The organism is Bradyrhizobium oropedii, assembly GCF_020889685.1.
GTDB lineage: Bacteria > Pseudomonadota > Alphaproteobacteria > Rhizobiales > Xanthobacteraceae > Bradyrhizobium > Bradyrhizobium oropedii.
Map to the genome: position 1 here is coordinate 19,852 of NZ_JACMYO010000011.1, position 17,190 is coordinate 37,041.

A 17,190-nucleotide genomic window follows, 5' to 3' on the forward strand; every position below is an offset into this window, starting at 1 on the left:
CTGCTTTGTGACTGACGAATTTCTGGATGATACTTGTCATCCAGAAGCATGATGGTCATAATCCAGAAAGAGAGTCAAACAGGGGCACTGCGAGATGGGCCATTCCCAGGCCGACAAGGCCAGGAGCCGTGAGCGTATTCTGAACGAGGCCGCGACGCAGATCCGCGACAAGGGGCTCGACGCGCTCAGCATCGGCAGCCTGATGCAGCAGGTGAAGCTGACCCATGGCGGCTTCTATGGGCACTTCGCCTCGCGTTCGGATCTGATCGCCGCGGCGCTGCAACAGGCGCTGACCTCAGGCGAAGCCTCGGCGCACGCAGCGCGCGATCCCGACAAGCCGGTCAGCGTCAACGCGCTGGTGCGAAGCTATCTCAGCCGCAGCCATCGCGACCAGCCCAAGTCGGGCTGCGCGATCGGGGCGCTGATCTCCGATGTCGGCCGCGCCGACGAACAATGCCGCGCGGTGATGGAGCCGCACATCGAATCCTTCATCGCCAAGGTCGCCGAGACGCTCGTCGACGATAACGATAGCCGCGCGATCGTCGCGGTGAGTGCGATGGTCGGCGCACTCGCGATCTCGCGCGTCCTCACCGACCCGAAGCGGTCCGACGCCGTTCTGCGTACGGTGCGCGACAGCATCGTCGCGATGGCGTCCGACGAATGATTTCGCCCGCGCCGCGGGCACCTTGTTTGTTTGAGCATGATCTCCGCGCAAACGCGTTCCGCGTTTGTCGCGAGGGAAAACCGGTTTCCACTTTTCCGGATCATGCAATTGATGGAGCAAGCCATGAACGACCGATCCGCCCTTGAGCCGACCGCGGTGCAAGGAAGCGTGCTGATTGCCGGCGTCGGCGCGTCCAACGGCCTCGGCGCCGCGATCGCGCGTCGCTTTGCCGCCGGCGGTTATCCCGTCGCGATCGCCGGCCGCAACGCCGAGAAGCTGGAGGCGACGGCAGCCGAACTCGCCGCTGATGGCGCTGAGGTCACCCATGTCGTGGGCGATGCCTCAACGGCGGCCGATGTCGCCCGCTTCGTCACGGCTGCCGAGAAGCTCGCGCCACTCGCGATGGCCGTGCACAATGCAGGCTCCAACCGGCCCGCACCGTTCCTCAAGGTCAGCGAGCAGCGCTTCGAGGAGCACTGGCGCGAGCACGCGCTTGGCGGCTTCCAGCTCGCGCAGGCCGCGATCCCGGCATTGCTTGCGCGCGGCGGCGGCACGCTGGTGTTCACCGGCGCCAGCGGCTCGCTGCGCGGCAAGGCCAACTACTCACCATTCGCCGCCGCCAAGGCCGCACTGCGTGCGCTGGCGCAGAGCGTGGCGCGGGAATTCGGACCGCAGGGCATTCATGTCGGTCACGTCGTGGTCGACGGCGGCATCGGGGGTGATCGGCTGCTTAGCATGCGTCCGCAATTGAAGGACGAGCGCGGGCCGGATGGCCGGCTCAACATCGCGGCCATCGCCGAGGCCTATTGGGTGCTGCATCACCAGCATCGTAGCGCCTGGACGCTGGAGCTCGACCTGCGGCCCTGGGCGGAACAGTTCTGACGACGCGCGCCGCCGTCGTTCTCCGGGAAATCGGTTGCGATCCGCTGAAATCTTGTCAGGCTATGCGACAAGGTCCGTCGAGATCGCACCATACTCCGGGAGAAGGCCATGTCGCAGCCCACGCCGATCCTGCATCATTTCGATCAGTCGCCGTTCTCCGAGAAGATCCGCATCATCTTCGGATTCAAGAAGCTCGCTTGGAACTCGGTGCGGATTTCACGGATCATGCCGCGGCCGGACCTGATGCCGATGACCGGCGGCTATCGCCGCACGCCGACGATGCAGATCGGCGCGGACATCTATTGTGACACCCAGATCATCATCCGCGAGGTGGAGCGGCGCTATCCGACGCCGACGCTGTTTCCCGCGGGCAATGCCGGAATGCCCTGGGCGCTCGGCATGTGGGCCGACCGGCCGTTCTTCCAGAACACGGTCACCCTCGCGTTCGGCTTCATCGGCGACAAGGTCCCGCAGGATTTCATCGAGGATCGCGAAAAGCTGCGCGGCGCCAAGTTCGATGTCGCCGCCATGGCCGCGGCGCTGCCGCAGATGCGCGACCAGTTCCGCGCCAATGTCGACTGGATCGAGGCGCAACTCGGCGACGGCCGACCGTGGCTGTTCGGCGAGTTCAGCCTCGCCGACGTCAGCGCCTCCATGAACGTGTGGTACGCACGGCAAAGCATCGCCACGATCGACGAAATCATGAAGCCCTTTCCACGTACTGCGGCGTGGGAAGAGCGCATCCGCGCCATCGGCCACGGCACGCGCACCGAGATGTCGTCGGCCGACGCGCTCGAGATCGCGGCGAAGGCGGAGCCGGAGTCGCCTGTGTTCGGCGACCCTGCGGACCCGAACGGTCGCAAGCCCGGCGACGTCGTCGGCGTGATGCCGGATGACTACGGCAAGATCCCGGTCCACGGCGAGATCGTCTCGCTGTCGGCGCAGCACATCGCGATCCGTCGGTCCGACGAACGGGTCGGCGAGGTCGTGGTGCATTTCCCGCGGGCCGGCTTCCTGGTCATCCCGGGCTGATCGCCGCCAGCCGCAGCCGCCCAGAAACGCTGCGTTTCGTGGCGTGACCTTGTCGGGCGGCGAACAGGCCATAAGTCGGAAGCATCTCCAACCGAAGGCTCCACAGCGCAGGCTTGCGGACATCTCAGCAAGCAACACGACCTCTCGGCCTGCGCGCGATGGGTGGCCCGTGGCGGATGCTCCGCCACGCCGACAACTGGACTATGTGATGACGACCTCTCTCGAATTCGGGCTCGACACGTTCGGCGACGTCACCAAGGACGCCGCCGGCGCGCCGCTTCCCCATGCCCAGGTGATCCGCAACGTCGTCGACGAGGCGGTGCTGGCCGATCAACTCGGGATCGATTTCATCGGGCTCGGCGAGCACCACCGGGCCGACTTTGCGATCTCTTCGCCTGAGACCGTGCTCGCGGCAATCGCCGCACGCACCCAGAACATCCGCCTCGGTTCGGCGGTGACCGTGTTGAGCTCGGACGATCCGATCCGCGTCTTCCAGCGCTTCGCAACCGTCGACGCGGTCTCGAACGGCCGCGCCGAAGTGATCCTCGGCCGCGGCTCCTTCACCGAATCGTTCCCGCTGTTCGGCTTCGACCTCAAGCAATACAACGAGCTGTTCGAGGAGAAGCTCGACCTGTTCACCGAGCTGTTGAAGCAGGAGCCGGTGACCTGGCAGGGCAAGCTGCGGCCGCCGCTGAAGGCTCAGTCGGTCTATCCGCCGATCGAGCACGGCCGGCTGAAGACCTGGATCGGTGTCGGCGGCAGCCCCGAATCGGTGGTGCGCGCGGCGCATTACGATCTGCCGTTGATGCTCGCCATCATCGGCGGCGATCCCAAGCGCTTCGCGCCCTATGTCGACCTGCACCAGCGCGCCTACCAGCAGTTCGGGCGGACGCCGAAGCCGATCGGCGTGCATTCGCCGGGCTACGTCGCCGAGACGGACGCGCAAGCTCGGGAAGAGCTGTGGCCCGACTACAAGGTCATGCGCGACCGGATCGGCAAGGAGCGCGGCTGGCCGCCGATGGGCCGCGACGAGTTCGTCGCTGAAGCCGAGCACGGCTCGCTTTATGTCGGTGCCCCGGAAACCGTTGCGCGCAAGATCGCGGCGACCGTGAAGGCGCTCGGCGCGGCACGCTTCCAGCTGAAATACTCGGCCGGCCCACTGCCGCACGAGAAGCTGATGAAGAGCATCGAGCTCTACGGCAGCAAGGTGGTGCCGATGGTCCGCGACATGCTCGCTGCGTGACGCACGAGAGGCAGCATCTCGAGCCAGCCTCACAAAGCAAAACCCCCGGCGTTTTGGCGCCGGGGGCTGTGTTAGATTGCAGTCAGATCAACCGGTATTACCAGTTGCGCTGAGCGCGGAGCAGAAGGAGGACCGTGTTCTGGTCCTTCAGCTCGTAGATGGCGCCCGGCTTTCCGATAGCGGCGCTGCCCGGATACGTGATCGTGCCAGCGAACTTCTGATCCAGGTGAGTGTAGGTCAAATCTGCCGTGAAGGTCAGGTTCTTGACCGGGGTCCACTGGGTCTGCGTGCCGATCTGCGCAATGTTGTAGTCGGGGTTGCAGGAGGTCAGGTTGGATCCTGCGCCAAGCAGGAGGCCGAACGAACCACCCACACCAGTTCCGCCGGGACCGCAGATGTAGCCCTTGGCCGTGTCGTTGTAGCGGACGCCAGCATAAGCGCCGTAGATGCTGGTGTTCCAGCTCGGGCTCCAGTTGTGGACGTACGCACCGCGCATACCCCAGGTCTTGATCGTCTGCTGCGAGCCACCGGTGACGAACACGGTGTCCGGCGCAATGCCGAAGCCGATGCTCTGGTAAGCACCAGGGATACCGGTGTTGCCGAAGATGGTGTTCGCGCCAGCCGAACCGGCGAGGTCCTGGATGTTGTAGCGGGTCGCACCGTCCGTGTAGACGCCCTGGATGTTGATCGTGTCGCCAGGTCCGGTCGGGATGTTCTTGATCGACAGGGCCAACTGACCTGCCCAGCCCCACTTGTCTTCCGGATGACCGGTCAACTCGTTGCCGCCGTAGTAGGCCACGTGGTTATCATGCGCCGCGAACGAAGCCTGGAACAGTCCCCAAGCCTGGTCGACACGCAGCATCGCGACGAGGTCCGGAGCAATCGTTCCGGCGTAGTCGCTGGCACCGAACACACCGAGGGCGCCAGGAGGCGCGATAGTGACCGGTGCACCAAGATTGATGGCACCAGCCTGATAGTACTGGGTCTGATCCTGCGCCGACAGAGAGAGCGACACGCCGTTGCCGAACTGCGCGGTGTAGGTGAACTGGTTCACACCAGTGATCGTGCCGCCGCCGCCGACGAGACCGTCGAAGTTGTTGCCCGGATAGTTGGCCCACGGCGCCGAGAACTGCGAGACCGCCTTACCGATGGTGAAGCCGGCGAACTGGATGAAGGCGTAGTAGACGCCGACCGTACCGCCCGCAACCGCACCGGAGTTGGCGTTGTTCGGTGCCGAAACCGTGCCGATTGGCGAGTAGACGGTCGATCCGTTGCCCTGCCCGGCATAGGTGTCCGACGTCCAGGAGAACGTCGCATCGAAGAAGGTGCGGACCACGCCGTATTCGGTCGCGGTGCGGGTATCGATGTTCAGGTCTTCACGCGAACGCCAGGTGTAGCCGTTGGTGAAGCGGTTCTTTGCACCACCAGCGCCCGAGGTGTTTCCGGTGTCGTCCGAGTTGGTGTTCGCGAGAACGTCCACGCGCAGGTAGCCGCCCAGCTTGATACAGGTATCGGTGCCCGGGATGTAATAGAAACCGGGACCATACAGGGAGCAAACCTTCACGTACTCGACCGCTTTGGCCTTGACGGGAAGATCGGCCGCCTGAGCTCCGCCGACCGCGACGAGAGCCGCCGCCGAGCCGAGGATAAGGCTCTTAACCATCTTCATGTTAAACCTCCAAGTTGCTCTATCTCAGGGAAGGTTCCGGATCCGCCGGGTAAAACACCCTCAGGTTGGTTCCCTTTGTCCCTTAAACCCCGCTCAGTCGCTTCGCGCCTTCGGACACACCCGCATGAACGCGAGGGACTTAAGCGAACCACCTAAAACGGGACGACCTTGGGATGCCCCCCTCCGTCGCAGTTCCATATGAGACAGAAGGCCCCCGATCACGCAACAAAAGACCGCTCGGTTGGGGAGGAGTTGCGGCTGTTTTCGGGCAAATGTTGCACAAATATCACGGACACTTGAACTGCGACGCTGCCGCAAGCCATTGATATGTATATCTAATATCCAAGTTACCGTTGGCGGGCACAGATTTGGGCAACACCGGGCGGAACGGTGTGCAAAACGCGTAATCCCACGGAGAAAGCGAAAGTTGGGGCCGATCGGGGAGCGGCTGATTCCGCCATCCTGCCTGTCTTTTGGGCCCGAAAAATACCGGCATCTGAATGAGATAGCCCGCCTCGGATACCGCCGACTCGCACCTGGAAGGGGGCATTCCGATAGCTCGGAGCAGGCCAAAAGACAGCGAACGGATCACGAGAGATGTCCAGTAGCGAAGCTAGATGTCACTGAGATGTCAGCGCACGCGACAGAATCAGGACCGCCGGAGCAACGTCGCATCTCACTCGTCCAGAATATCCATGAGATCGTCGATCCGCTCGAAAGGCGGCGCCTGCGTGTTGTCTGAATAGAAGACGCGATCGCCGTCGCGCTGAAGCGACCGTGCCCTCGATTTGGGCAGCCTTCCAGGGAGGAACGTCGCCGCGACGGCCTCGGGCCCGACGTCGAGCCTCACGATCCCGCGCCGCTTGCAGTCGATCCTGAGCCTCGCCGCCGCGAAGAAATCGCGGGCCGCCGGCGGCAGTTTGCCGAAACGACGAGAGGTCTCTTCCTCGAGGTCTTCCAGATCGTCCTCGCTCCGACACCTGGCGGCACGGCCATAAATCTCGAGACGCATGGATTCCGATTGCACGTAGCTCTTGGGCAGCAAGTCGGCGAGCGGAAGGTTGAGATCGGGCACCCACAGATCGGCGGCCCGATCGTTGGTCTTCTCCGAGGCCTGTTTGAGAAGATGGCTGTAGAGCACCGGCCCGAACACCTGCACGTGGCCGGACTGCTGCTCGGAGAGCAGGTCCCCGGCACCTCTGAGGTCAAGATCGCGCTCGCTGATGGCGAAACCGGCGCCCGGTCTGCTGAACTCCTCCAGAACGGCCAGACGCTTGCCGGATTGCTCCGAACTGGATTCGGTCAACAGATAGGCGAAAGCACGCGTTCCGCCGCGTCCCACCCGACCTCTGAGTTGGTGGAGTTGTGCCAGGCCAAACTTTTCCGGCCAGCAGACCACGATGGTGTTCGCGCGGGGAATGTCGAGACCGCTTTCGACGATGTTGGTCGCGAGCAGCACGTCGGCCTCGCCTTCGACGAAGCTCATCATTCGATCGTCAAGTTCGTCGGCAGGCAGCTTGCCGTGCAGGCAAACGATGCGAAGCTCCGGCGCCACCGCCTGCACCCGCGCCAGCATCGGCTCCAGATCCTGGATGCGCGGACAGATCAGGAAGCTTTGGCCGTGACGTCGCTGCTCGCGCAGCAATGCAGCGGCAATGGCCGCGTCCGAAAGCGGCGCGCTTTTGGTCACGACCGGCAGCCGATGCACAGGCGGAGTTGCGATCACGCTGAGATCCCTGAAGCCCGCGAGACCTGCCGCAAGCGTGCGCGGGATCGGCGTGGCACTCATCCAGAGCGTATGGACGCCCTTCGCCAGGCCCGAGAGCTTCGCTTTCTCCGCCGCACCGAAATGCTGCTCTTCGTCGACGACGACCAGACTGAGCTTGGCGAATTTCACGTCCTTGGATGCGATCGCATGGGTGCCGACCACCACCTTCATCTTGCCGCTTCGCAAGCCCTCCTTGGTCTCCCGCAACTCCTGAGCCGACGTCGCTCGCGACAAGCTTCCCACCTCGATGCCAAGCGGCGCGAACCGCTTGCGGAACGTCGCGACGTGCTGCCTAGCCAGAACGGTCGTCGGCACAACGATAGCGACCTGTTTGCCGGACAGGGCAACGGCGGCCGCGGCGCGCAACGCGACCTCGGTCTTGCCAAATCCGACGTCGCCGCAGACGACCCGATCCATCGGATGACCTGACGCAAGATCATCCAGCACGTCCCGAATCGCCCTGGCCTGATCGACCGTCGTGAAATATGGAAAGCGCGCGACGAACCGCTCGTAGGCCGGACCGGGGGCGACCAGCCTCGGCGCGCGCCGGCGACGTCGTTGCGCGATGTGCCTCGCAAGCTGCTTGGCGGCAACCTGAATGTCCCGCTCCGCCTCGGTGCGGCGCGCCCACCACGTGCTTCCGTCGGCCCGGTCCAATGTCAGTCTGCCGCGCTCCGCTGCATACGGCCAGATCAGCGCAAGGTCGGCGGGTGGAACGAGCACGGCATCATCGCCCGCAAATGCCAGCCTGATCATCTCGCGGGATGATCCCTTCCCCATGTCGTAGGTCTGCAAGCCGTCGAGCACCGCCAGCCCGCGCTGCAGATGGACGACGACCGCGCCCCGCTCAGGCACGTCGGGATGGTCGAAGGCCGCGCCCCAGGCTTTGGCCATCGGCTGCGGATGATGCGCCCTGCTGCCGAGCACGTCGGTCGCCGTCACGACGACAAGCGGCTTGCGGCCAGAACCGATGAAGCCGGTGTCGAAATCAGCCAGCAATGCCGCTTCGCCACCCCGTCCCTTCGCTGCCTCGTCCCAATCGGCACAGCGTTCCGCCTTGATGCCGCTCATCCGCTCCATCGCGCGCAGGTCGTCCTCCACCGCCGCGACCAACAGCAGCCGCGACCCGGCGCGCTCGGTGTCGGCGACAAATGCGCGGAGAGCTTTCCGTGACGAGGCGACCTTCGAGAAATCGGGCGTCGGGGTGAACGCCGCCTTTCGCGGCAGCGCGCTCATGCGTTTGGTCAGCCGCTTCCAGTCGCCGGGCCCGAGATACTCGCGCTCCGCCTCCCTGCGGCCGGCCGCCTCCTTGATCGTGCCCAGCCAGCTCTCGGCATGGCCCGACACGCCGGCATCCGCGATCCAGTGGGCGCGATCACAATAATCCGGCAGCGCTGCGCGCTGTGCCCGCTTGCCTCCCAACGCGATCCGCTCGGACATCGGATCGATCAGCAGTTCCTGCGCGTCGAAGACGACGTCGTGCTCGTCCGGATCGACGCCGGCGATCCTGCGGATCACGCCGCCGGAGTGTTCGATTCTGAACGGCCCGAGGGCGCCGGCGGGAAAGACTTCGAACGTCATGCCGTGGAACAGCGCGCTCCCGGGAAAATCCGCCTCTTCGTCGAGATCGTAGCCGAGAGCCTCCAGACGATCCTTGAGATCCTGCTCGGAATAGTCCGCCCCCACCTTCAGGCTGATGCTGAGGCGCGCCCAACTGGCGGGCAACGGCAGGCGCTCCATGATCGCCTCCGCCGTCGACACCAGGAAGACCGGCTTCTTGCTCCTGGCGAGACGCCGCAGCACCGAACTCCGTCGGCCGGCGATCTCGCGAGACGGCTCCAGTCCGTCGAAGGGCAAGGTATTCAGCCTCGGGAACACCAGCACCTCGAGCGAGGGATCGAGCGAATGGAGCACGCTGCCGAGGCGCTCCGCCCGGTTCTCACTCTCGGCAAGGAAAGCGATGCCGTCGCGGCCGGACTTCTTCCATTGCTCGAGGAGGTGGAGTGCCAGCATGCCGAGGGGCGAGGAAGATGAGATCCCGGAGCGCGCGGATCCCTTGCTTTTCTTCTTCGCGCCAACAGCGGCGCGGGCCTTCTTGGTATTCGCCACGTCAAATCCGTCGTTATTTCGTGAGTCGATCGCCCGTCGACATGCATCTCGGGGCGACTCGGGGCTTGTCGCCAACCGGCATGGAAACGAAAGCGGCACAGATTTCCAGATAGCCGGCCCCAGCCCGCCCCGAAATGCCGGCAGGGACTCGATCGGGAGAAATCGATTCTTCTATCGAAATCAACAGCTTGTTTGCTGGCTGGGGCGGGAGGGATCGAACCTCCGAATGGCGGAATCAAAATCCGCTCGATTATGCAATGATTTCAAGGCGCCTTTGGAAGAAACGGTCAAAACACGCTTCAACAATCTCAATAGGTTGGCAGCCGTTTCCAAATATAAAGGCAGCCCTCCATGAGGGGGTCAGGGCTGCCGTCCACGCAAACTCTCGGCTACTGCCGAGAGCACATTGGCCAGTTGCCTCGCCATCTCCGGTGGCGGCAGCGGAACCTTGAGAGTTTGCGCGCCGGTGTGCGGATCGCGCTCGACCCATGAACGTGCGACAGAGCCGGAGTCGTTCGCGGCCGCAATGGTGCCAATGAACTGTGCACCGATCTGCAGCAGCAATTGCCATGGATCGGAAGATGCGTCGCCCAACCGCTGTTCGGCTTCGCCGGCCAGCGCGACCGCCACATCGTCAGCACCGACAACTGGATCTGCATCGACGGCGCCGACTGATTGTCCGCTGGCGGCGCCGTCGACCGCTCCTGCCTCCTCGGCAGGGGGGATGGCTTCGCCCGCACCCATGGTTCCCGTGACACCTTCCACGTCCTTCAGGAAGCGGTTGAGCCGCGACCCGCCCAGCGAAATCTCGCCGCTGCCACCGTCGAGAATTCCTTCCGACAACGAACGCTTGAATGCCAACACCGAAAGCATGCCCTCTTCGATCGAGCCTTTCGCAACGAAATTGATGACCTGAACCGGCCGCGCCTGGCCGAGCCGATGGACGCGTGCGATGCGTTGTTCGAGCACTGCCGGATTCCATGGCAGGTCCATGTTCACCAGTGTCGAAGCGTGCTGCAAATTGAGACCCGTGCTGCCGGCATCGGTCGACAGGAACACGCGACAGGCGGGATCGTCGCGAAAGCGCTGAATGAGTTCCGGCCGCTTGTCCGACGGCACGCCACCATGGAAGCTCACATAGCCGATCCCACGCGCCTCCAGGCGGCGGATAACGATGTCATGGGTCCGCGTCCATTGCGAGAACACCACGGCTTTGGTCTCCGGCGTCGCAAACAACTGCTCGAACAGCGCGGCCAGTTCATCGGCCTTGACGCCGTGGTCAGTCTGCTGATCGAGCAGATAGGTGCTGTTGCAGGACATGCGCATGTTCTGAAGGGCGCAGGTCAGGCGCCGTTGATCCTTGTCCGAGAGAAACCTGGTCTTGCGCCAGCGTTGGACAATCCGGGCCACGATGTCCGCATTTTCCTGATGAAAAAGCTTTTGCGGTTCGGTCATTGGAACCAGCACGTTCTGGTCCGTCCGACTGGGCAACTGCTGGAGCACCTCCGGCTTTCGCCGGCGGATCATGATAGGCGCCAGGGTTTGGCCAATCTTCTTCAGCCCCGTATAGCCAGTGACGCGGCCGGCCTCGTCCTTGACCTGATGTTCGTGCAAGAGCTTCCAGGTGGGACCCAGCCGGTGCTGATCGACGAATTGCACGATCGAGATCAATTCTTCCAGCTTGTTCTCCAGGGGCGTTCCAGTCAAAACGATCGCATACGGACTGTCGATGCGTTTCAAGGCTCTCGCTGCAATTGTGTTCCAATTTTTTACACGCTGAGCTTCGTCGACGATGACCAGTTCAGGCGCCCAGGCGGCGATCAGGTCTAGATCGCCCTGCAGCTTCTCATAGTTCGTAATCTTGCAGAAGTCGTCGAGCCCATAGTCGTTCTGCCGTCGGGTTCGCCCGCCACTTATGACGCGCGCCGCGCGCTTGCCTCGCCGCCCGGAAAAACGAGCTATCTCGCTCTGCCATTGGTATTTGAGGGATGTCGGGCAAATCACCAGGACTCTCGATACGCCGAAGTGGCGGGCCAGTATTTCTGTCGCGGCGATTGCCTGTATCGTCTTGCCCAATCCCATATCGTCGCCGATCAACGCCCGACCAGCCCTCACCGCGAACAGCGCGCCCTCGGCCTGATAGGGATAAAGCGCCACCTTCAGGAGTCCTCGCAGCTTGGGGTCGGCGGCACCGCGCGGGAACAATCGCTCGAGCTTGGAAGCTCGATGATCGGCGTCCTGCCTTCCAGCAACGAAATCGAGGGTATCGTCATAGGCGCGAAACTCGTGACCACTCTCCGACACCGAGGTCATGAAGCGCTTGAGCTCGCCCAGTCGATCGTCTGCGAGGATTCCATCACGCTTCATATCGAACAAGCGATCGGCAGCCAGCCTCACCGCTGGCGGACAATCCGTCCCGGGACGGAAGTGCACGCGGCGCGGGCCTGCATTGCGCAAATAGAGCTCGGAGAAGGCCGGCTGGTAGCCGCGTGCGAACGCTGCTTTTGCGCCTCGCTTTTTCTCTAATTGGGCGAGGGTGAACTCCAGGTGCTTGCAGGTCCCCAACTCATTCGTTGCGTAGTCGGGGCAAGAGCAGAAATTGCCTCCCGGCCCCAGGCCACGTACCGCCACGCGGTAACTCGATTTCGAATCGGGATTGGTGACCCGGAACTCGGAGAAGAACGGCTCGCTGCCGAGATTTTCCAGCACAAAGGATTGCTCGCGGCCAAACTGGCGGCGTAAACCGCGCTGCCAATCGGCCGGTGATAGATCAACGGGCGCGTGGGTGCGCGCAAGCTTGACTTCTTTGTTCGGTTTCACGGCGGGCTCGCAACTACGGTACATCGATCTCATCGACGCACCTTCGGTTCACGGTTCAACAGGGTCGTCTCGCGAGACGATTTTGACCGCCGATCCTAGCTCCTGGCCAATCGCGACACACCCCCAGCGAGACCACAATCCACCGCGGATTGAACTCGTCCCCAGAAGCCAAACTTGGGCTTGCTACACGAGCGCCGCTCTCGGAAAGCCAAGACTCTCTCGAATGCCCGACTGCCAGGCCGCGAGAAGTCTTCCTCCGATCTCACGATGAACCGAATTCTCATTGAAATACTTCGTTACCTCCGGCGCCAGCTTCGCCAGAACATCGGCGACTTGCTCTATGATCTTGTTGATCATCTGCACGGAAAGATCACATCGAGTTTGGCCAAGACGAACCAACGCTTTGCGGTCTGGCCATTTGGTCGAACCATTCAACGTAAGCGCCATGCCGTCCTTCGGCAAATAGGGCACCGTGCTGACGAGATCATAAATCGGCGCAAGACGTGCGGGGCCAGTGACATCTTCATAGATGACGCCGAAGTTCTTCAGATGTGCGTCACCATTGCGAAGCGCGCAATTGAGGACGAACAGCTTGAACAGATCCTCTAGCGCTTTGCGCTGTTCGGCCGGATCAATGAAATCGCGGGCACGCTTGAATAAGCGTGTTTCGTAGCCACCGTTGTATTTCTCGGTAGTGGGTACACCGTTGAGGACGCAAAAGTCCTCGTAGCCCAGATAAGTGCCATCGAGCCGCAGATCGAAGCGCTTCACAACGATGGCGGTACCGTTGTCCGAAAGCTGGAAATCCGGAACGGTCAATCCCACGGCCTTTGCGGCCGACAGGCAGAAATGTTCGTTGGCAGCCAGTTCGGGATATTCGTTCGGGTCCCAGAACTTTACGATGTGCGTAGCGCTGCGGAAGCTCTGGGATTGGCAATCACCCGTACCTTTTCCCGCGTCGTCGACAGCGCGGATCATCACCTTCGGCTGGATTCCCGAAAGCCCTGAATGGACCGCGAACTTCTCAAGAAGATAAGCGAACAACTCGCCACCGCGCTTTGCGCTGAGGATCTCGTCGATCGATTGGAATGGAACGTCCTCATTTAGCTCGACATCAAGATCAGAGTAGCGGATACGCCCAATCTGGGTTCGTCCAACAACCGCCAGCAAATCGAAATCATCAAACGTTCCGGTCGCCTTGGCAAATCTTCGGACAAGGTACGCCCGGAGCGCCCCCTCCGGGAGATTCATATCGAATACCGGCGCAAGACCATGTTGCGTATTCCAAGATGCCGTCCGCACTGGCATCGTGATCGAGACTGCACGTTCGGCTGCCACTTTCGGCTCGTAGACGAAAGCTGTCCCTCGCGGTCCATGGCGGTCCAAATGTCCAGCGGACTGCTGATCTGTCCAGACGCGGAGCATTAGCGAGCCTCCTCCGCTACCAGATCCTCGAGTGTCGGGCGACCGCGATTAAGCTGCGTCAACCTCAGGTCGAGATCTAACGCATTCAAGATACGAAGCAGATGTTTGATGCCCATTTCCGCAAGGCGCACATTCTCAAGCGCCTCCAGGCGTGCGCGGCTGATACCCGCAGCTTGTGCCAGCTTGGTCTGCGACCATCCCTTGGATTTACGGGCCGCCTTAACACGTTCGCCCAGTTCGATAAGGTCCATGCTTGCAGCCTATAATAGTCAATTCGTGACCAAATTTGCCTATTATAATTGTCGGTTTGGCCGGGCGCATGCCTCATATGGAAGTTCGTTTATCAAAGATTGGCTCAAACGCCTCTTTAAGTAGGCAAACCCTGGGGTTGGGAAGATATTGGTCGCGGAAGACATTGACTAAATAGAACAAATAAGGAACATTTTCAATGCCTACCAACCGATGTCGCCCGCGACGGACGCTTTCGAAATTCCGTGCTGCTCTCACAGCGGCGACCGTTGTCGTCCGACGAGCGGCGCCGCATGGCGACCGGCGCGATGCCGACGAAGGATTTCACCCTCGCCGCTCGTGCGCGAAGAGATCAGCGAGCGACACCGACGAAGGACGACCAATGGCTATCTGGGGTTCTGTAAACCGGGTGTATTCCGAGGGCCGAGATAGCACTGCACGCTGCAGCGGGTGGGAAAATAGACTAGCCTATCGCGCAAGTTGCGGATCTCCGTCGGAATATCGAGAAGATTGCCCATGCAAGCAGTAAGCGATTCGGCCGAACTTTTCAGGCACGTCAGCGCCGAAAAGGCCTACCTTTATCGCTGCATCATGGACGTTTTCGCCGCAGCCAAGCGGCAGTACCGGCTGCAGCTAAGACCGGACGAAGTGCTTGCCGAAGCTCGATGGCCAGCCAAGCTCCCTGAGATTGAAGAAGTCAATGCCGCGCTGACCCAGCTCACCGCTTGGGGCAATCTGGAGTCGCATCCTGACACTGCGCGGGTGTCCAGTCTCAGTGATTTCTACCGTGCTCGCTATCTCTATCGGCTCTCGCAGGGCGGTGAAGCCGTAGAATCGGCACTGGCGCTTTTCGTGCAGACCCTGGAGCGCCGCGCCGAACTGCAAAGCGTAGCCCTCGAAGACATCGCAAGCCGGCTCGAAGCCCTGCGGGCGCTGGCTGCCGAGACCGAGCCGGATGCGGCCAAGGTCCATGAAACGCTTCGGGATCTCGTCCGCGTTTTCGAAGGCCTTGCCGAGAATGCACAGGCGTTCATGGCCGGCGTTGCACGCAGCATTGAGCTGCAGCAGGCCCAAGCCGGTGCAGTGCTGAACTACAAGCGACAACTCATCGATTATCTGGAGCGCTTCATCGGCGATCTGGTGCGTCGGTCCGACACTATCGCCGGCTTGATCGATGCTCTGGAGCCCAGGATCGATGCGATGCTGCAACAGGTCGCCGCGCGCGAAGGGCGCGACGCCGCTCCGGGCGAAATCCAGGATCAGATCGACGCGCAAACCCGTTACCGGGGCGCATGGCGCGAGCGCTGGAGGGGGCTGCGTGGCTGGTTCTTCCGCTCCAGCCACGAACCATCGCAAGCCGAGCTGTTGCGAGCGCGGGCACGATCGGCCATTCCGCAGCTTCTGGCGGCCATCGCTGCACTCAATGAACGGCGGAGCGGCCGCAGCGATCGCTCAGCCGACTTCCGCGTTCTGGCCGGCTGGTTTGCCGCCTGCGCCGACGACAACGAGGCCCATCGGCTTGCCCGCGCCGCCTTTGCGCTAAATCCCGCGCGGCATTTCTCGCTCGACATCGATGCGGGGCTTGACCTGCCGGCCACCACCCGCTGGGCCGATGCCCCGCCCTTGGTGATTCACCCCCGCTTGCGTGAATACGGCGAAGCCGCTCCAAGAGGGCCTCTGCCGCGCGTACGGGACCGTACGGAGGCCCGCGCGCGCCTGGCGCGCGAACTCGCACAAGAATCTCAGCAGGTCGAGGCAGCTCGCAAGCGCCTGGCGACCGGGCTGCCCACACATCTTTCCAGCCTGGGCGAGCTCGACGCACACGCCTTCAGCCTGTTCTTGGGATTGCTTGGCGAAGCTCTGTCCGAGCAAGCTGGTCCAGAATCCGTAGCAGAACGGCCGACAGGTGACGGTCTGTTGCACATTCATCTGAAGCCGCTTCCTCCGGACAGTTATGCCGAAATCAATACGCCGCGGGGCACGTTCGGCGGGCGCGACCACGTGATCACAATCACATCGACACAAGACGCGCAATGAAGACAAGTCGTCAGAGACCCAGGGACAGCCGCAGCATCGGCCAGCAGCAGCGCCAGTTCCAGCGCGAAGAATTTCGTAGCGCCCTTCGCGCCTTGTTGATGACGCCGTTGATGAGCCCGATGCATGAAGACTTCATTGCAGTGCGCCGCCAGGCAAACGCCCTGCAAGAGTGGTTTACCCGCGAAACCGGATGGCCGTTACAGATCGGACGGGAGGGCGCGCGCCTTTACAAGCGGCCCGCCGATCTCAACAACTCCACCCGGGGCCTGCCCGACTATGATCGCCGCAAGTATGTGCTGCTCTGCCTTGCCTGCGCGGTGCTCGAACGCGCCGACCCCCAAGTCACCCTTCGCATTCTGGGAGAAAGATTACTCGGTTTTTCCGCCGAACCGGGACTGACGTCACTCGGTTTCACCTTCACGCTCGGCTCCCATCACGAGCGACGCGAACTGGTGGCGGTGTGCCGTACCTTGTTGAGCCTGGGCGTGCTGCAACGTGTTGCCGGTGACGAAGATGCTTTCGTGCAGGGTGGAGGCGATCAGGCGGATGCGCTCTACGATGTGCATCGGCCGGCGCTCGCCGGCCTACTGGCGGCCGTGCGGGGCCCGTCGACCTGGCCCGCAGAAGAGGCGCCCAACACACTGGACCAGCGGTTGCACACTCTGCTCGATGAGCACGTCGCGGACAGCGACGAGGGTCAGCGCACGGCGTTGAGACACCGGATCGCGCGTCGCCTCCTCGACGATCCGGCGGTTTACCTTGAAGACTTGAACCCGGACGCCCGTTCCTATTTCATAAACCAACGCGGGGCGATGGCCGCCCGTCTGTGCGACGCGACAGGTTTGGTCGCAGAGCAGCGAGCCGAGGGGCTGGCCCTTGTCGATGAAACAGGCACGCTAACGGATGTCGCAATGCCTGCCGAAGGCACCGATGCGCATGTGACATTGCTGGCTGCAGAATATCTCGCCACGGACTACCGGCAGCAAACCGATACCGCTGGTCGAAGGCAGCCCTTCGTCAAGCGCGAGCACGATATCGTCGACTTCCTGCGTGACGCCAAGAGCCGATATGGCCGCTATTGGCGGAAATCGGCACGCGAACCAGGCGCCGAACGTGAGCTCGCGAAGATTGCCATAGGGCGTCTTGAGAAGCTCCAGCTAATTGTCAGGAGCGCAGACTCCATCCTGCCGCTTCCGGCGCTCGCGCGTTTCGCGCTCGGCGAGGCCGAAATCCGCCAGGAAACACCGGACATGCCAATCCCCGTCTCCGATGATCTCTTTTCCAGATGAAGA

At 62.5% G+C, this 17,190-nt stretch carries 12 protein-coding genes; 7 read left to right on the forward strand and 5 right to left on the reverse strand.

Annotation, left to right across the window (positions count from 1 at the left end; translation table 11 throughout):
- Nucleotides 1–94: 94 nt before the first annotated feature.
- The 4 genes from H8A95_RS05445 (at nucleotide 95) to H8A95_RS05460 (ending at nucleotide 3,821) form a co-directional block, all read left to right on the forward strand.
- Nucleotides 95–664, forward strand: a complete 570-nt coding sequence (locus H8A95_RS05445) for a TetR/AcrR family transcriptional regulator (RefSeq protein WP_229182266.1) — start codon at nucleotides 95–97, stop codon at nucleotides 662–664.
- Between the two features lie 123 nt (nucleotides 665–787).
- Nucleotides 788–1,546, forward strand: coding sequence for an SDR family NAD(P)-dependent oxidoreductase (locus H8A95_RS05450; RefSeq protein ID WP_229182267.1), 759 nt, complete (start codon nucleotides 788–790; stop codon nucleotides 1,544–1,546).
- 108 nt (nucleotides 1,547–1,654) lie between these two features.
- A complete protein-coding gene (locus H8A95_RS05455) occupies nucleotides 1,655–2,578 on the forward strand; it encodes a glutathione S-transferase family protein (protein WP_229182268.1) in 924 nt (307 codons plus the stop codon).
- A 208-nt stretch (nucleotides 2,579–2,786) separates the two neighbouring features.
- Nucleotides 2,787–3,821 carry an LLM class flavin-dependent oxidoreductase gene (locus H8A95_RS05460; protein ID WP_229182269.1) on the forward strand — a complete coding sequence of 345 codons (1,035 nt, stop codon included), beginning with the start codon at nucleotides 2,787–2,789 and terminating at the stop codon, nucleotides 3,819–3,821.
- Nucleotides 3,822–3,918: 97 nt separating this feature from the next.
- On the opposite strand, the gene H8A95_RS05465 is transcribed toward H8A95_RS05460, so the two are convergent.
- Both H8A95_RS05465 and H8A95_RS05470 read right to left on the reverse strand, forming a co-directional pair.
- Entirely contained in the window at nucleotides 3,919–5,490 is a 1,572-nt protein-coding gene (locus tag H8A95_RS05465; RefSeq protein ID WP_229182270.1) for a porin, read from the reverse strand.
- Nucleotides 5,491–6,166: 676 nt separating this feature from the next.
- Nucleotides 6,167–9,271, reverse strand: a complete 3,105-nt coding sequence (locus H8A95_RS05470) for a DEAD/DEAH box helicase (RefSeq protein ID WP_229182271.1) — start codon at nucleotides 9,269–9,271, stop codon at nucleotides 6,167–6,169.
- Between H8A95_RS05470 and H8A95_RS05475 the strand changes: the two genes are divergently transcribed.
- Entirely contained in the window at nucleotides 9,270–9,722 is a 453-nt protein-coding gene (locus H8A95_RS05475; RefSeq protein WP_229182272.1) for a hypothetical protein, read from the forward strand. The genes H8A95_RS05470 and H8A95_RS05475 overlap by 2 nt on opposite strands.
- 5 nt (nucleotides 9,723–9,727) lie before the next feature.
- On the opposite strand, the gene H8A95_RS05480 is transcribed toward H8A95_RS05475, so the two are convergent.
- From H8A95_RS05480 to H8A95_RS05490, 3 genes are all read right to left on the reverse strand, one after another.
- A complete protein-coding gene (locus H8A95_RS05480; protein ID WP_229166691.1) occupies nucleotides 9,728–12,187 on the reverse strand; it encodes a DEAD/DEAH box helicase in 2,460 nt (819 codons plus the stop codon).
- A 183-nt stretch (nucleotides 12,188–12,370) separates the two neighbouring features.
- Nucleotides 12,371–13,612, reverse strand: coding sequence for a type II toxin-antitoxin system HipA family toxin (locus H8A95_RS05485; protein WP_229166692.1), 1,242 nt, complete (start codon nucleotides 13,610–13,612; stop codon nucleotides 12,371–12,373).
- Nucleotides 13,612–13,863, reverse strand: a complete 252-nt coding sequence (locus H8A95_RS05490) for a helix-turn-helix domain-containing protein (protein ID WP_229166693.1) — start codon at nucleotides 13,861–13,863, stop codon at nucleotides 13,612–13,614. The genes H8A95_RS05485 and H8A95_RS05490 overlap by 1 nt, the downstream gene beginning before the upstream one ends.
- 514 nt (nucleotides 13,864–14,377) lie before the next feature.
- On the opposite strand from H8A95_RS05490, the gene H8A95_RS05495 reads away from it, so the two are divergent.
- Together H8A95_RS05495 and H8A95_RS05500 are read left to right on the forward strand one after the other, a co-directional pair.
- Nucleotides 14,378–15,898, forward strand: a complete 1,521-nt coding sequence (locus tag H8A95_RS05495) for a TIGR02677 family protein (protein ID WP_229166694.1) — start codon at nucleotides 14,378–14,380, stop codon at nucleotides 15,896–15,898.
- A complete protein-coding gene (locus H8A95_RS05500; protein WP_229166695.1) occupies nucleotides 15,895–17,187 on the forward strand; it encodes a TIGR02678 family protein in 1,293 nt (430 codons plus the stop codon). Before H8A95_RS05495 ends, H8A95_RS05500 begins: the two co-directional genes overlap by 4 nt.
- Nucleotides 17,188–17,190 lie beyond the last annotated feature (3 nt).

Excerpts from the sequence above, each read along its gene's own strand:
- H8A95_RS05445 (WP_229182266.1), top strand. The coding sequence starts at position 95 with ATGGGCCATTCCCAGGCCGACAAGGCCAGGAGCCGTGAGCGTATTCTG.
- H8A95_RS05450 (WP_229182267.1), top strand. The coding sequence starts at position 788 with ATGAACGACCGATCCGCCCTTGAGCCGACCGCGGTGCAAGGAAGCGTG.
- H8A95_RS05455 (WP_229182268.1), top strand. The coding sequence starts at position 1,655 with ATGTCGCAGCCCACGCCGATCCTGCATCATTTCGATCAGTCGCCGTTC.
- H8A95_RS05460 (WP_229182269.1), top strand. The coding sequence starts at position 2,787 with ATGACGACCTCTCTCGAATTCGGGCTCGACACGTTCGGCGACGTCACC.
- H8A95_RS05465 (WP_229182270.1), bottom strand. The coding sequence starts at position 5,490 with ATGAAGATGGTTAAGAGCCTTATCCTCGGCTCGGCGGCGGCTCTCGTC.
- H8A95_RS05475 (WP_229182272.1), top strand. The coding sequence starts at position 9,270 with ATGCCGAGGGGCGAGGAAGATGAGATCCCGGAGCGCGCGGATCCCTTG.
- H8A95_RS05470 (WP_229182271.1), bottom strand. The coding sequence starts at position 9,271 with ATGCTGGCACTCCACCTCCTCGAGCAATGGAAGAAGTCCGGCCGCGAC.
- H8A95_RS05485 (WP_229166692.1), bottom strand. The coding sequence starts at position 13,612 with ATGCTCCGCGTCTGGACAGATCAGCAGTCCGCTGGACATTTGGACCGC.
- H8A95_RS05490 (WP_229166693.1), bottom strand. The coding sequence starts at position 13,863 with ATGGACCTTATCGAACTGGGCGAACGTGTTAAGGCGGCCCGTAAATCC.
- H8A95_RS05495 (WP_229166694.1), top strand. The coding sequence starts at position 14,378 with ATGCAAGCAGTAAGCGATTCGGCCGAACTTTTCAGGCACGTCAGCGCC.
- H8A95_RS05500 (WP_229166695.1), top strand. The coding sequence starts at position 15,895 with ATGAAGACAAGTCGTCAGAGACCCAGGGACAGCCGCAGCATCGGCCAG.